This is a genomic window from Desulfuromonas sp. CSMB_57 (genome assembly GCF_020194955.2).
Taxonomy (GTDB): Bacteria; Desulfobacterota; Desulfuromonadia; order Desulfuromonadales; family Syntrophotaleaceae; genus JAFCIY02.
This window is the reverse complement of the sequence record NZ_JAFCIY020000001.1, coordinates 1-13,902: the sequence shown is the minus strand read 5'-3', so window position 1 is coordinate 13,902 and position 13,902 is coordinate 1. Positions and strand designations below refer to the sequence as shown.

At 59.5% G+C, this 13,902-nt stretch carries 11 protein-coding genes; 3 read left to right on the top strand and 8 right to left on the bottom strand.

Annotation, left to right across the window (positions count from 1 at the left end; genetic code table 11):
• Positions 1-4 precede the first annotated feature (4 nt).
• From JQN68_RS00055 to JQN68_RS00045, 3 genes are all read right to left on the bottom strand, one after another.
• Positions 5-574 (bottom strand): manganese efflux pump MntP, encoded by a 570-nt coding sequence (locus tag JQN68_RS00055; protein WP_225071100.1) that lies wholly within the window; start codon positions 572-574, stop codon positions 5-7.
• Between the two features lie 12 nt (positions 575-586).
• Positions 587-1,903, bottom strand: coding sequence for a CDP-alcohol phosphatidyltransferase family protein (locus JQN68_RS00050; RefSeq protein WP_225071099.1), 1,317 nt, complete (start codon positions 1,901-1,903; stop codon positions 587-589).
• Positions 1,904-2,013: 110 nt separating this feature from the next.
• Positions 2,014-3,654 (bottom strand): SagB/ThcOx family dehydrogenase, encoded by a 1,641-nt coding sequence (locus JQN68_RS00045; RefSeq protein WP_225071098.1) that lies wholly within the window; start codon positions 3,652-3,654, stop codon positions 2,014-2,016.
• A gap of 199 nt (positions 3,655-3,853) precedes the next feature.
• Between JQN68_RS00045 and JQN68_RS00040 the strand changes: the two genes are divergently transcribed.
• Positions 3,854-5,944 carry a penicillin-binding protein 1A gene (locus JQN68_RS00040; RefSeq protein WP_249620949.1) on the top strand — a complete coding sequence of 697 codons (2,091 nt, stop codon included), beginning with the start codon at positions 3,854-3,856 and terminating at the stop codon, positions 5,942-5,944.
• A gap of 201 nt (positions 5,945-6,145) precedes the next feature.
• Here the strand turns inward: JQN68_RS00040 and JQN68_RS14530 are convergent, their stop codons facing one another.
• Together JQN68_RS14530 and JQN68_RS00030 are read right to left on the bottom strand one after the other, a co-directional pair.
• Positions 6,146-6,796 carry a methyl-accepting chemotaxis protein gene (locus tag JQN68_RS14530; protein WP_283775305.1) on the bottom strand — a complete coding sequence of 217 codons (651 nt, stop codon included), beginning with the start codon at positions 6,794-6,796 and terminating at the stop codon, positions 6,146-6,148.
• 319 nt (positions 6,797-7,115) lie between these two features.
• Positions 7,116-7,631 (bottom strand): GNAT family N-acetyltransferase, encoded by a 516-nt coding sequence (locus JQN68_RS00030; RefSeq protein WP_225071096.1) that lies wholly within the window; start codon positions 7,629-7,631, stop codon positions 7,116-7,118.
• Positions 7,632-7,973: 342 nt separating this feature from the next.
• On the opposite strand from JQN68_RS00030, the gene JQN68_RS00025 reads away from it, so the two are divergent.
• Positions 7,974-8,513 (top strand): hypothetical protein, encoded by a 540-nt coding sequence (locus JQN68_RS00025; RefSeq protein WP_225071094.1) that lies wholly within the window; start codon positions 7,974-7,976, stop codon positions 8,511-8,513.
• A 348-nt stretch (positions 8,514-8,861) separates the two neighbouring features.
• On the opposite strand, the gene JQN68_RS00020 is transcribed toward JQN68_RS00025, so the two are convergent.
• From JQN68_RS00020 to JQN68_RS00010, 3 genes are all read right to left on the bottom strand, one after another.
• Entirely contained in the window at positions 8,862-9,437 is a 576-nt protein-coding gene (locus JQN68_RS00020) for a class I SAM-dependent methyltransferase (RefSeq protein WP_249620948.1), read from the bottom strand.
• 64 nt (positions 9,438-9,501) lie between these two features.
• Positions 9,502-9,654 carry a hypothetical protein gene (locus JQN68_RS00015; protein ID WP_249620947.1) on the bottom strand — a complete coding sequence of 51 codons (153 nt, stop codon included), beginning with the start codon at positions 9,652-9,654 and terminating at the stop codon, positions 9,502-9,504.
• 45 nt (positions 9,655-9,699) lie between these two features.
• Entirely contained in the window at positions 9,700-11,019 is a 1,320-nt protein-coding gene (locus tag JQN68_RS00010) for a DUF362 domain-containing protein (RefSeq protein WP_225071091.1), read from the bottom strand.
• A gap of 728 nt (positions 11,020-11,747) precedes the next feature.
• Between JQN68_RS00010 and JQN68_RS00005 the strand changes: the two genes are divergently transcribed.
• Positions 11,748-13,868, top strand: coding sequence for an autotransporter domain-containing protein (locus tag JQN68_RS00005; protein WP_249620946.1), 2,121 nt, complete (start codon positions 11,748-11,750; stop codon positions 13,866-13,868).
• Positions 13,869-13,902 lie beyond the last annotated feature (34 nt).

Here is a 13,902-nt window from a genome sequence, read left to right as displayed (position 1 = left end):
GGCTTCAACTCTGAAACAGGGTATGCTCCAGCAGAATTTTCAGACCGATGGCGACCAGCACCAGCCCTCCGAGCACCTCGACCCGCTTGCCCCAGATTCCGCCGATGCGGCGCCCCAACAGCATACCCGCCACGGTCAGCACCCCGGCCACCAGGCCGATTATCAGGGCCGGCATCCAGATGCTGACGCCGAGCATGGCCAAAGTCAGGCCGACCGCCAGAGCATCGATGCTGGTCGCGACGGACAGCATGACCAGGGACCAGCCGCGGGTCGGATCGCTGGATCGCACCTCGTCCGGCATGGCAAACAGGGCCTCGTAAATCATCTTGCCGCCGACAAAGGACAGCAATCCGAAAGCGATCCAGTGATCGTAGGCGGCGATGTGCTGCTGCACCGTCATTCCGGCCAGCCAGCCGAACACCGGCATCATGGCCTGAAACAGTCCGAAGTGCCAGCCCAGCCGAAACAGGTGTCGGCCGTTCATTTCATCCAGGGTCAGTCCGGCCGCCAAGGCCACGGCAAAGGCATCCATGGCCAGGGCGACGGCAATGCCCAGCAGAGTGAAGGTATCCATAACGCCAGAGACCTATCGCGCTCCTCTTCGGCAGACCTTGGCCACCCACGGACTGACCAGGTAACTCACGGCGGCGACGAAGCTGATGAGCAAGGGGGCGAGATATTCGTCCCGCCGCACCCCCAAGGCAAGCAGGAACAGGAACGCACCGAGCACCAGGACCCGGACAATCTTGGGGATTTTGGGCAGAACGGCTCGCCCGAAGTGGGGATAGGATACCCGCGATACCATCAACAAGGCCGTCAGCAAAACAATGACGCCGACCGCCAACTCGCTGGGAAGCAGCACGCTGGCGGTGCCCGCCATCAGAGCGCCGGCCGGAGAAGGCAGCCCGGCGAAGGTCGTCACCCCGCCTGTCACCCCGGCCTTGCGCTTCTCGACGACGAACCGGACCAGGCGGAAGACGACGGCGGCCAGGTAGACACCGCCGATGAACAGGCCGCTCCACAGGCTGGCAAAGGCGACGGTGACAATCAGCCCCACGGTCAGGCCGAAGCTGGTACCGTCGGCAACATCATCGAAGATCTCCCCTTGCGGCGTCGACCCCCAGCGTTCCGCCGCCCGGCCATCGAAAAGATCGAGAAATTGGCCGAGAAACACCAGCCCCAGGGCATACACCGGCGGTCTGCCGCTGAGCACCACCCAGCAGCCGGCAAGGCCGCAGATCAGATTGAGAATGCTGAGAATATTGGCATACCAGTAGTTGGGAATGACCTTGAACACGGCGGAGCAAAAGGCCAGCGCCGTGCAGATGGCGAGCAACGGATAGATGGAACGCGCCAGCAGAGGCAGGGGGCCGTAGATCAATTCCAGACCGACCACGATAAGCAGCACCACCACCAGGAAGGTCTTGGCCTTGCCGAACAGGTTGGCTGCCTTGACCGGGATAAACCGGCGCGAAGCCTGGCCGGTGATGTCAAATATCAAAAACAACACCACCAGCAACGGATTGAGCCAACCACTCCAGGCCAGATAGAGCAGCATGGGGGCATACATGAGCTTGTCGGAGAGGGGGTCGATGGTCGCCCCCTCTTCCGTATAGAGATCACATTTGCGGGCGATATCGCCATCGGTGATGTCGGTGATCATCCAGAAGGTGAAAAACAGGAAACACAAGCGGGGGAAGCCCAGGTGCAGCAGGGCCACCGACACGAAGCCCATGGGATAGCGGGCCCGACTGATGGAGTTGGGATGCAGCCAGACGTGACGGCGAACCCATTCGACCTGCCTCGGAGTGCGTAAATAACGGTACACGGCGAACCGTTCCGCACCCAGCATGAAAAAAACCGGAAGGGCGATCTCCAAAAGGATAGAACTATAGGGTGTCATGGCGCCTTCAGTGAAAAAAGGGTGAACAGGGCAACTTTTACCACAAATGACATTTATATAGCATTGTTCAGGCCGCCATCGGAGATAAAAATCACTTTCCCGCCCAATTCTCACCCTTCGGGCGACAGATGGTGATAAGGCGGCAGGGTGGTCAGGCGTTCATCCTCGATGGGGCTGCCGATGGTGAAATGGTACAGGCTCTGGAAGCGGTTATCGCTGAAACCGCAGATGTCATGCATGGGATCATCGAAAAAGCAGCCGATACCGGTGCCGCGCAACCCGTAGGCCTCGGCCTGCAGGTAGAGGACCTGGCCGATCATGCCGGCCTCCCAGAACAGCTGCTTGTAGCGATAGGGCGCCGTTTGCAGGGTTGCTTGGAAGCGGGCCACCATGCCCAGGGAGAAGGCACCGTCGCCGGCGATATCCTGATTGCAGCTGATCAGCTTGGCCGCTTCCCGGCCATCACCGGCCTCGAGGAGGTAAAGGGGCAGTTGCTCATCGACCGCCCGCCAGACAAACTGCGGGTGGGTGCATGCCTGCAGTTCCTGGAAATGTTCCGGATTTCGCACCAGAGCATAGAACCCCGGCTCCAGATCGACGACGTAATGCACGAACAGGAACAGGTGGACCTGGGGAACGCCCAATCCCAGATCGAAAGGCGGCCGATTGCAATGCGGCAGACAGGCCTGCAGACAACCCATAAAATGCTTGCGGCTGATGTGGCTGCGGCGCACATCAAAATCCACGGCACTGCGCCGCCGCCGGATGACCTGGGCCGCGGTATAGGGGGATGCGGGCAGTACAGCGGCCGGAAACTCGGTCCGGGAGGCCGGTTCCGCGACGGCCTGGGGCTTGCGGCAGGCCGCGGCCGCGGCCTCGATGAGGGGCCAGGGCCGCCGGTTGCGACTCAGGGGTGCGGGGCGGCCATGCAGTTCCTGCCCGGCAAGATCGTCGATCATGGCGGCGGGCAAACATCCCCGGTTGGGTTTGGCCTCCGCAGTGCCGACCCAGCACAGCACCTCGGCCTCTTCGGCTTCCCCCGGGTGCCAAGCGGTCCGATCGAAGCCGAGCAGGCGCTGCAGGTCCTCATCGCCGATACCATGCACCAAGGACATCCGCCAGCCCATGAGGCGGGCCGCAAAGCGCAGAGCCGCCAAGGCATGGCCGATATCGTGCTGGCAATAGCGAAAGGCCCGCTCTCCGTATTTCCAGGCCTCCCGCCAGAAAATGCTGCTCAGAGCGACGAAGAAACCATCCGAGCCGAAATGCTGCCGCCACCTGGCGGGACTCGACGGCGGCAAATCCGCCCGCCGCTCGAGGACATGGCGATAGGGATTGTAGTGAAACAGGCCGCCGTGCATCAGTTGGTTCTCGGGCAAAACCCACCAGGACTCCGTCGGATGCAGGTTGCCGCTGGAGGGATTGATGCGCAACGACCAGGTTGAACCGGGAATTTTCTTCCATGCCGACAAGCCCATGGACAGCTCGATCATGCCGGCAATGTGCGTCAGAACCAGTGGCTGCGTCGGCACCGGCGCAGCATTGAACAACCCCTCCATCGGCAGGTCCGGATCCTGCGCAAGAAAAGGCAAACGGACCTGCGAACATTCGGGAAAAGAACGAAAAGGATCCGGTTGGTTGGCCCAGTCCATGTAGCCGGCCGAACGGGCAGGTCGATCGAACCGATGCTTGGTCTGTTCATGATAAAGCAGAACCTGGTCAAGCCCCTTGCGCGCCGCGTCCTTGCCCATGGAACCCCCTGAAAAACGCATTCATCCGCCGTACCCGCCGAAAAAGGACACATGACAAGAACGGTCGGAAGGTGTATAAATGGCCCGCCATGGACCACTCAGGACCATTGTAACAGCTTCTCCCTTGCCGGCCGGATTCCCGCCGACGGAAGGGAGTCGGACCATCCAAGATTTCTCGCATGAAGGAGCTCGTCATCCTATGGCACCCGCAGCATTCTGGAAGAAACTGCTTTGTGGTTCCGTTATTGCGACCGGCCTGGTCATCAGCCTGGCCTGGTCCGCTCTCGCCCAGGAAAAGTTCGCCACCCATCCGCCCCTGCCGGCAGGCTATACCTCCATCAAGGTCTTCGACCGTGAAGGCCGCTATGTGGGCCGGATTCCGGCGGAAGGCCGCTACTGGGTATCCATCGACCGCATTCCTCAATTTCTGCAGAACGCCCTGATTGCCGTTGAAGATGCTCGCTATTTCGAACACAGCGGCATCGACATCAAGGGCATCACCCGGGCCCTGGTCAAGGACGTGATGAAGGGCTCCATGGCCGAAGGGGGCTCGACCATCACTCAGCAGTTGATCAAGAACAAATACCTGTCGGGGGAAAAGACCATCGACCGGAAATTGACCGAAGCCCGCATGGCCATGGACTTCGAGCGCAAATACAGCAAAAAGCAGATCCTGGAAATGTATTTCAACGAAATCTATTTCGGCAACGGTGCCTGGGGTATCGCCCAGGCGGCCCGGCTCTATTTCGACAAAACCCCCGACCAATTGACCCATGCCGAATGCGTGCTGCTGGCCGGGGTACCCAAGGCCCCGAACCGGTACAATCCGCGAGGCGAAACGGCCCAGGTCAAAATGCGACGCAATGTGGTCATCGGGCGCATGGCGGAACTTAAACTGATCTCACCGCAGGAAAAGCAGAAGCTGCTGTCGCAGCCCATCACCTCCGTCAAGCCGGGTCAGGCGCCCTATTATCTGACCCATGTCCGCAACAAACTGGTTGAGAAATACGGTGCCTACATCATTGAGCGCGGCGGCCTGGAAGTGGTCACCGCCATGGACCTGAAGCTGCAGAACCTGGCCGAAAAGGCTCTCGAGGAAGGCGTGAAACGCATTTCCCCGGAACTGCAGGGGGCCCTGTTGTGCCTGGATCCGCAAACGGGGGACATTCTGGCGGCCGTGGGCGGCGTGGATTTCAAACAAAGCGCCTACAACCGCGCCCTGTTCGCCAAGCGGCAGCCGGGATCGGCCATCAAACCGCTGCTGTTTGCCGCCGCCCTGGAAAAGGGTCACCGTGCCGCCGATATCTGGAATGACGATCCGGTCTCCTACCGGCGCGGCAACAACCAGATCTGGCAGCCCCAGAACTACGGCCAGGAACGGCACGGACAGCTCACCCTGCGCCAGGCCCTGGCTCACTCCAACAATATCATCTCGGTCAAACTGCTGGAGGCCGTCAGCGCCCCCTATTTTGCCGACTTCGCCGGCAACCTCGGGCTCAACCTGAAGGCCCGCAACGATCTTTCCCTGGCACTGGGCACGGAAGAGGTCACCCTGAACGAGTTGGTGGCCGCCTATGCGCCCCTGGCCAACGGCGGCCTGCAGGTGCAGCCGCGCACCATCATCCGGGTCTACAATCGCGCCTCAAAATCCTGGACCCAGACGCCCTCGGTGGCGACCCCGGCCATGTCTCCGGCCGCCGCCTTTGTCACCACCCAGATGCTGCGGGACGTCCTGCTCTACGGAACGGCAAAAAATCTGAAAAAATTCGGCGAGCAGTACCACGCCGCCGGCAAAACCGGCACCACCAGCGACTACCGGGATGCCTGGTTTGTCGGCTATACCCCGCAAATGGTGACCGGCGTCTGGGTCGGCCATGATAAACCCCGGCCCGGCGGCAAAGGGTTTACCGGCGGAACGGTCAGCGCCCCCATCTGGGAGCGCTTCATGCGCGCGGCCCTGGCCGGCCGCCCCCCCGTCGACTTCACCCAACCGGATACGGTGGTAAGCCTGACCATCGACCCGAGCACCGGAATGCCGGCCACCACCGGCTGCCCGAACACCCGGAACGAATTCTTCATCCTCGGCACCGAACCCCGGGAATACTGCCAAGCCCATCCCGGCGAGGCGCTGCAAGAGTTGCCGCCGGAATGGAGTCCCCCGGTCATGGAGCAGGAACCGTTAGAAAATGGCGGGCAGGATGCGATCCAGACCATTATCGACGGGACCGGCACCTCGACCACGATCATCGGGCCCGGATCCAACCCAAGGATTCTCAACCGGACCGACTGATCCCCGGGAACAGGTTGCGCCCGGAAAAAACAGGCAGAAACAAAATCAAGGCATCCTTGTCATCAAAAAAATGATCCTGCTCCAATGATGGTGCAGGATCATTTTTTTAGCAACTCCTCGGAATGCAAACTCCAGTCGCCGACCGACCAGAATTCCAATCTATCGACTCTCCCCGATGAAACGGACTCTGGCAGCCTCTCGTCAGGCCAACTGGGCCAGCAACTCCTCCAATTCACCGGACATAAGGATATTGTTGTTGTTGATGGCCTCGATGCTGTTCACCAGGTTTTTGGCCTGGCCGGCGGTCCCCTTCACCTCTTCGGCCACCACCGCGAAACTGCGTCCGTGGGCGCCGGCCCGCGCCGCTTCGATGGCCGCGTTGATGGACAACATCTCCAGGTTGAAAGCCACCTGGGTAATGGCGGACAAAGCCCGTTTGATGGCAGTGGTGCTGCTGACGATTTCCTCGCCGATATGGCTGATCTTGCCGAACACCGAACCGTTGAGATGGCGGCGATTCTCCTCCACCACCGTAAAAAACATCAGGGCCGCCTGGCTGCTTAGAATCTCCGTCCCCGGCCGTTTATTTTGCTGCAGAATTTCCAGGACCTTGGGCGACCCCGTCGCCTCGATGATGAAATCCGCCGGATATTGCTGGATGGCTTTGACCAGATCCACCGGTGTCGGAACCTTGAGTTCCCGCGCCTCTTCCACGGCCACCGCCTGCGGGTCGCGATCGACCAGGAAAAGCACTTTTGTCTTGTTGCTTTGCGCGAAAATTTTCAGCATTTCCAGGCCGCCTTGGCCACCGCCAACGATCCCGATCGTCAGCACCTTTGCCTCATTTGCCATATCTTGCTCACTCCTCCGTGGGATTGTTTGCCCTTCAGCAACTCACCGTTATCCAACATCCAATTATCCGCCAAAAGCACCGGGTCAAATTACTGGCAAGTCCAGCATTAATGACACCCTCTTGACAGTCCGCCAAGCACCTGGAATTACTTCCTGAGCGCTCATAAAAGAATGTTCTGGGCCATTGCAAACCAAGGATAGCAACGTTCATGCCCGAAATAATGGCAGAGCCCTGAAGGTCCTGTACCGCAGGGGCGTAGGGTCTTCAGGGCTCTTTCCTCGAACCGGCAAGCATACCGGGATTACCGGCATCACGGGGTCAGCGGCGTTGGTTTTTGGGATTCTTCGGAGGCTTTCCGGCAGTTCTGAATTCAGCTTCATAGCCGACCACAAAATTGTCGGTGGCAGAATTGCGCAGACAAAGGAAATGGGCGTTGTCGGTGGTCAAGGGGCAGACAGGCACGCGGCAGGGGTCAAAGCCGAATCGTTTGTAGAAACGGGTGGCGCCCAAAACGAACAGAGTTTGATCCCGGATTGGCTCCTGACGCAGGGCGAATCTCAGCAGTTCGGAACCGATGCCCTGCTTTTGAAAATCGGGTGCGACCGCCATGGGAGCCAGGTGCAGTCCGCACACCGTGTTGCCATGGTAGGCGTTGGAAAAGGCCAGGTAGGCGACGACCTTGTTGGTATGGATGCAGATCCATTCATGCAGCGGTATGCCATGCTCATGGAGTGCCTGGACCAAATTGGCCTCGTAGTCGCTGCGGGGAAAAGCCTGCCGCAACAGGGCATAGACTTTGGCCCGATTCTCTTCCGTCAGTTTTCGTATTTTCATGGTAAGGACTCCCAAGAATAAATTAATGCCAACCAGGTGCTCATCGAAGTGCAGTGGATGGGCTGGTGTCTATTACTGTTCGCTTCCCTGACAAGCACGGCAAGCAACACTTCGGGACCGTCCAGGCCGGAGAGAGTCTCCAGCCCCCTCCGACCATTCAAAGTTTCGTCATTTTTAATTTTTTGCCGGTAAACCTCAGCCAGTGGATTGCGTCCATGTCCGCCAGAAGAGTCATGGTTCGATTCGAAATGCTGCAGGAGACTTTAGAAGTGACAACCTCACCAGCAGCACGTGATTTTTATTCGTAAGGACAACAACCTCCTCTTTAAAAGGACAAGGACGATGAAAAAAACTCTATTGCTGATTTTCCCGATGATTCTGGCCGCTTCAGCAGCCCACGCCGGCAGGGTCAACGTCGATCTGGGCATCCACATCGGGCATCCCTATCCACCGCCCGTGGTCGTAACCCAACCCACCGTCGTTGTCAGCCAACCGCCCGTGGTCGTGGCTCAGCCCGCCGTTGTGGTCAGCCCGCGGCCCGTCGTGGTGGCCCCGGAACCTTATTTCTGGCATTCCCCCGGCCTGGGGGTGCATGTCGCCGTCGGCGGCCCTTACGACATGTTCTGGTTCGGAGGCACCTATTATCAGCGCTCCCACCGCGGCTGGCTGGCGGCGCCCACCATCCAGGGCCCCTGGCATGTGATGCCGCGCAAACACCTGCCCCCCGGCCTGGCCCATCGAAGATACCATGACATCGTAAGCATTCGCGATATCGATTACGCTCGCTATCGCCACGGGCATCACGGCTACCGCAAATGGGACGATGACGACAACAAACGCTACCGGGGGCACCATGCGCGCCGGGGACGCTATGACGACTGAGCCTTTGCGGGACCGGACCTCTGCCGGCCGGCCCCGGCTCTTCACCCCGGTCTAACCAGTCAGGGTGCGCATTTCATGGCAGGTCATCCGTGCCGACCAAAGGTATCCACAGGCGGTAGGGTCCTGACCAAGGCCCGTACCGCCTGTTCTATTTTGCGTCAATGGCGAAGTATCTGCACAGGAATAACCATCTTCTTGACGGCACCAGCGATAAGATCCCCGGGCGGCGTCTATTGCTTTCCGCAGAGGGCGACATCTCTTTACCGCCGTTATTGGCAGAGGGCATGGTGGAATACAATTCCGATTTGGAAAAACACCCTTTGGAACACCCACGGGAGCGGAAATCCCCTATTTTTCCGCGATGAAAAGCAGGCTATTCCACTTTCCCTTCCGAATCTCCAGAAGGGACAATCCTTCCTCCCTCAGCATGTGCTGGATTTCCTCCGGCGAGGGAAACCGGCTTCCCATCAGGACAATTTTTTCCAGGAGGGCTATGGCGCGGGTTCCCCACCGCCGGATATCGAATTCCTCTATCACCAGCATTCCTCCCGGGGCGAGAACCCTCGCCACCTCCGCTATGCCCTCCTTCTGCCGGCGAAAATGGTGCAAGGCATCGATGATCAGGGCCCGTTCGAATGAGACATCCACAAAGGGCAACCGCGCAACATCAGCACACACCAGTTCTAAATTCCCCTTTTTCCGAGCCTGGCGCAGCATTCCCTGGGAGTGATCCACAATGACGACCTGTCCGACATCAGGGCACAAAGCGGCGGAGATTCGGCCAGTCCCACCGCCGGCATCGAGCAGGCGCCCTTTCACCGGAAGCCTGAGGACGGCTCGCCAGTATGGAATGTCCGGAGGGCCCAGGACGCTTCCCAGAAACTGATCATACCCCTTCGAGAAAAGGTCGAAATGAAAGGACATATTGCGTCTCCTTTGCCATCCCGCATGGTCACGTCCCGTCAAGTGGTGTAAAAAGCCGTTGGGATCACCCCACATAGGCTCGCACCAAGGCGGCCACCGTCGCCTCCTTGAAAGGGGTGGTGGTTCCGTCGGCAAGAATCATGGTGCTGCGCAGATGCCGATGCCCTTCGGGGTTCTCCGCCACGATCCAGGTCACCTCCTCGTTGCTCAAAACCATGGGAACTCTCCGGAGACTGTCGTTATTTCGAGGTTTGCGGCGAGGCTACAACTCCGCCAACCATTCCTTTCCCTGCCTGGCGGCGCCCTTCTTCATGGCATCGAGAAAACGTGACCGCAAAGCGTCGCTCATCAGGGCCCTTTTGACACTGGGCAGTTTAAGAAAACCACCGACCATGCCGCGCAGGAATTTGTGGGTCAGGCTCTGCGGGTTGTCGAACAGCTGGTTCTGCAGGGTGCCCCTTTCCAGGCATTGCAATAAAATCCGCTCGAAGGTGGTTTCGGGATGGATGACCCGCTGCTGCCGCTTGTTTAATCGGCAGGCGCCCGGTTTGCATTTGAGGGCGCAGACGCCGCAGCCGAGGCAGATATCGGTGTCGATCTGGGCGACTTGGCTGGTTTTGCCCTGCTGCTTGCCAGCGGGAGAAGCAACCATGGAGATCGCATCGATGGGACAGGTTTCCGCGCAGAGTCCGCAGCCGACACAGAGGTCGGAGACGATGGCGGCAATGTAGTTGGAGGTAACTACGCAATGAGGATAACCAAGGACGCGGATGCCGAGCAGTGGATTGCAACAGCACCTGCAGCAATGGCAGACGAAGGTGATGTTGCGCTGCACATTGTCGGCGTTGAGCACCAGGCCCATTTCGCGGGAGCGGCCAAAGTGTTCGCGCATTTGCGAGCGGGAAACCTCTTTGGCCAGGTTGTGGCGAATTAAAAATTCGGCCGCTGAGCCGAAACTCGTACAGCTCTCCAGGGGCACATCGCATTCCTTGGTGGCAGCATGGAGCTTTTCGTGCCGACAGCTGCAGATGCCGATGGCGAACCTGTTGGCCGCCTCTATCAGGGCATCAGCCTTTTCGTAGTCGAGAACCTCCAGGTATTCCCCTTGTCGGAAGGCCTCTTTGTGGGGCAAGGCCCGCATAAAAGAGACCTGCTGGCCGTCGGCGAAGTTGGCCGCAACGAATCCCTGCCTGTCTGAGAGGTATTGATGAAAAAGCCCGGCCAGCTTTTTGGTGTCGACCGCGGGGCCGGTGCGCATCATGGAGAATTCGAAAAGACCGATGACCATCGGCGAGGGCATGTATCGATAGCCTTCTTCGACCCATAGATCGAGAACCAGGCCTTTGTCGGCCAGCCCTTCAAGGAGCGTCCGCAGCCGATCCGCGGGCAGGCCGGTGAGCCGGGCAAGACGGTCCAGGCCCGTCAGGGTGTAGGGCATCTTGATCACGAGTTCGGCCTCTTCGGCCGAGTAAAGCTCCTTGAGGATGGCAAAGAGGGTGTCGTTCCAGGGAGCGCGGACAGTGAGATTATCGATCTTATTGCCAAGTTGCCGATACAGATCTTTGCCGACCAGATGTCCCATGAGGGCCCCCTTTGGACTCGCTGAGGTTTTGGCTTGAACAAAACCGGGGGAGGTGTTCCCACCCCGATCACGCCGTCTAGCCTGATGCTCTGCAGATAATCTGTGGTGGGTAAACTTTGGGCGGAGACGGTTGGTTCTTTTTCTATCCTGACTGACGGGGACAGCCGAAAAAGCAGCCAAAACGATCCTCGTCAACCACGGCCAGGGCCAAGACCATGAAAAATTAAAAAAGGGGCCCACCCATTCCCAGGCAAGTTTCAGGAAAGTTTTGGCTCGAAATCTTCCCTAAACATAGCCAGGGTACCACCCTTAGGCATCTTTGGCTACATGCCGCCTCTTTACTCTCTCTTTTCATCGCTCCAACCCGCTGGCCACATGCAAAGGCAGGACTTCATACCGATGGTTATTGAAAACGACAGGCCTCCACAAAAGGTCTGTTGCTCAAGTCTCGCGAAATCCTGCCATCTCCGGCTCCGTAAAAAATCCAAAAAACACCATAAAAATGCAAAGGTTTACAAAAAGTCGACATGACAGGAAATCGAATTTTTGGCAATACTGCTCCGAAGATCTAGAAGTGCGCAATTGAAACTTGGGGTATTGCCCCTTTCGGCCAATTTAGGGTTCGCAAGGTTACCATTGACAGACTAGAGGTATGGCGAACCGCAGCCACCTTCTGACATGCAAGGCGGAAATGTGACCACCCATTTAATGTGAACAGGAGGTAATTTATGTTGAGATGGATCAAGGGGTTCCCAGCCCTGGCGATGTTGCTAGGGGTCCTGGCCGTGTTCAGCCAGGCCCAGGCGGGCGAGTTTACCCCCATCCCAACGTTTGGGGGCAACCACGGTTATGCCTACGACCTTTCAAGCGATGGGTCGACGGTGGTGGGCTATGCCTACGACGAGAACGGCTACCACCGAGCGTTTATGTTCAAAAACGGGGTCATGACGGATCTGGGCACCCTCGGCGGCAGCTATAGCTACGCTCGGAAAGTATCCGCCAATGGCCAGGTCGTTGTCGGCGAAGCCTATAACGCCAGCAACCAATCTCGGGCCTTTCGCTGGGTCGACGGCGTGATGACGGACTTGGGCACCCTCGGCGGCAATTACACTTATGTCTATGATCTGTCGGCCGATGGCCAGGTGGTCGTTGGCTACTCCTACCTTGCCGGTGACAGCTACCACCGTGCCTTTCGCTGGGTCGACGGCGTGATGACCAACCTTGGGACCCTGGGCGGCAATTGGAGCTATGCCACGGCCGTCTCCGCCGACGGCGCGGTGGTCACCGGCCATGCCGATCTGGCCGGCGGCTATGGTCGCGCTTTCCGCTGGGTCGACGGCGTGATGACCGATTTGGGCACCCTGGGTGGCAACTACAGTTATGCCTCTGATCTGTCGGCGAATGGCCAGGTGGTCGTCGGCTACTCCTACCTCCCTGGCGACAACTCCCACCATGCCTTCCGCTGGAAGGACGGCACCATGACCGACTTGGGCACCCTCGGTGGCAACTGGAGCTATGCCCAGTTGGTCTCCAAGGACGGTTCGGTGGTCGTCGGCCATGCCAGTACAGCTGACGGCTATCATCACGCCTTCCGCTGGGCGGACAATGTCATGGCCGACCTGGGGACACTGGGGGGCAACTACAGCTATGCCTACGGCATGTCTGGCGACGGTTCCGTCATCGTCGGGGAGGCGCAGACGGAATCCAACTACACGGCTTTTCGTTGGCATGAGAGCACCGGCATGCAGTCGGTGGCCGACTGGTTGGCGGACCACGATGTGTCCATAGCCGGTTGGGATCTGCGTTACGCCAATGACGTCTCAGCCGACGGTTTGGTACTGATTGGCCGCGGTTATGACCCGAACGGCCAATGGCGGAGCTGGCTGGCCCGCGCCGGCGCCCTCATCGACCCCGTCCAGTGGATGCAATCCGTCTCGGGTTCCCGCCAGATCTTCCACACCGGGACACAATTGGCCAACCTGGCCCTGCACGGCAGCCACCATCGGCCGCTGATGACCTACGACCTCATCGGCCCCGGCCCCGGCTTCTGGGTCACCGGCGATCTGGGCGGCTATGGCGACGGTCGCAACACCACCGCCGGCAGCGCCGAAATCGGTCTGTACAACGATTATGCCGCCAATCGGGTTCGCGCCGGCCTCGGTCTGGGCTATGCCGGCCAGCGCCAGGATCTGCCCTTCTCCGGTTCCGCCGACCTGGACGGCGGTTATGTGGTCGGGGAAGTCAACTGGCAGGCCCTGTCCGACACGAAACTCATCCTTTCGGCCACCGGCTTCTACGGCCTGTGGGATGCCGAGGTCAAACGCGGCTATCTGAACGGGTCGGAGGTGGAGCGCTCCCGGGGCAACACCGACGTGCAGAGCTTCGCCTTGCGCCTGAAGGCGGACTGGCTGGATGCGGCCTGCATCGGCAGTCTGCACCTCAATCCCTATCTGGGCCTGACCCTGTCCCACACCCGGGTGGACGGCTATTCGGAACAGGGCGGCGGCGTGCCGGCCAGTTTCGACACCCAGAAGCACGACGCTCTGGAAATGCGTCTGGGCATGGCCGGCGTACAATCTCTGACGGATTCCCTGCGGCTGCGGCTGACGCTGGAAGGCGTGCACCGTTTCGACGGCCGCGGTCCCTCCCTGTCCGGTCGCGAGATCGGCGGTTTCGGCATCACCTTCGATCTGCCGGGCGACAAGATCGACCGCACCTGGGTGCGCGGCAGCGGGGAACTGGAATACCGGATCGACCAGGCTTCGATGGTCGGTCTGTCTTTGAGCGGCGCCAGCCAGGGCCAGGACCCGGACATTTCCGGCGCCATCACTTATCGCCGCAGCCTGTAATCGACATTCATAGGCGCGATGGACAAAGCATCAA

Excerpts from the sequence above, each read along its gene's own strand:
- JQN68_RS00055 (WP_225071100.1), bottom strand. The coding sequence starts at position 574 with ATGGATACCTTCACTCTGCTGGGCATTGCCGTCGCCCTGGCCATGGAT.
- JQN68_RS00050 (WP_225071099.1), bottom strand. The coding sequence starts at position 1,903 with ATGACACCCTATAGTTCTATCCTTTTGGAGATCGCCCTTCCGGTTTTT.
- JQN68_RS00045 (WP_225071098.1), bottom strand. The coding sequence starts at position 3,654 with ATGGGCAAGGACGCGGCGCGCAAGGGGCTTGACCAGGTTCTGCTTTAT.
- JQN68_RS00040 (WP_249620949.1), top strand. The coding sequence starts at position 3,854 with ATGGCACCCGCAGCATTCTGGAAGAAACTGCTTTGTGGTTCCGTTATT.
- JQN68_RS14530 (WP_283775305.1), bottom strand. The coding sequence starts at position 6,796 with ATGGCAAATGAGGCAAAGGTGCTGACGATCGGGATCGTTGGCGGTGGC.
- JQN68_RS00030 (WP_225071096.1), bottom strand. The coding sequence starts at position 7,631 with ATGAAAATACGAAAACTGACGGAAGAGAATCGGGCCAAAGTCTATGCC.
- JQN68_RS00025 (WP_225071094.1), top strand. The coding sequence starts at position 7,974 with ATGAAAAAAACTCTATTGCTGATTTTCCCGATGATTCTGGCCGCTTCA.
- JQN68_RS00020 (WP_249620948.1), bottom strand. The coding sequence starts at position 9,437 with ATGTCCTTTCATTTCGACCTTTTCTCGAAGGGGTATGATCAGTTTCTG.
- JQN68_RS00015 (WP_249620947.1), bottom strand. The coding sequence starts at position 9,654 with ATGGTTTTGAGCAACGAGGAGGTGACCTGGATCGTGGCGGAGAACCCC.
- JQN68_RS00010 (WP_225071091.1), bottom strand. The coding sequence starts at position 11,019 with ATGGGACATCTGGTCGGCAAAGATCTGTATCGGCAACTTGGCAATAAG.
- JQN68_RS00005 (WP_249620946.1), top strand. The coding sequence starts at position 11,748 with ATGTTGAGATGGATCAAGGGGTTCCCAGCCCTGGCGATGTTGCTAGGG.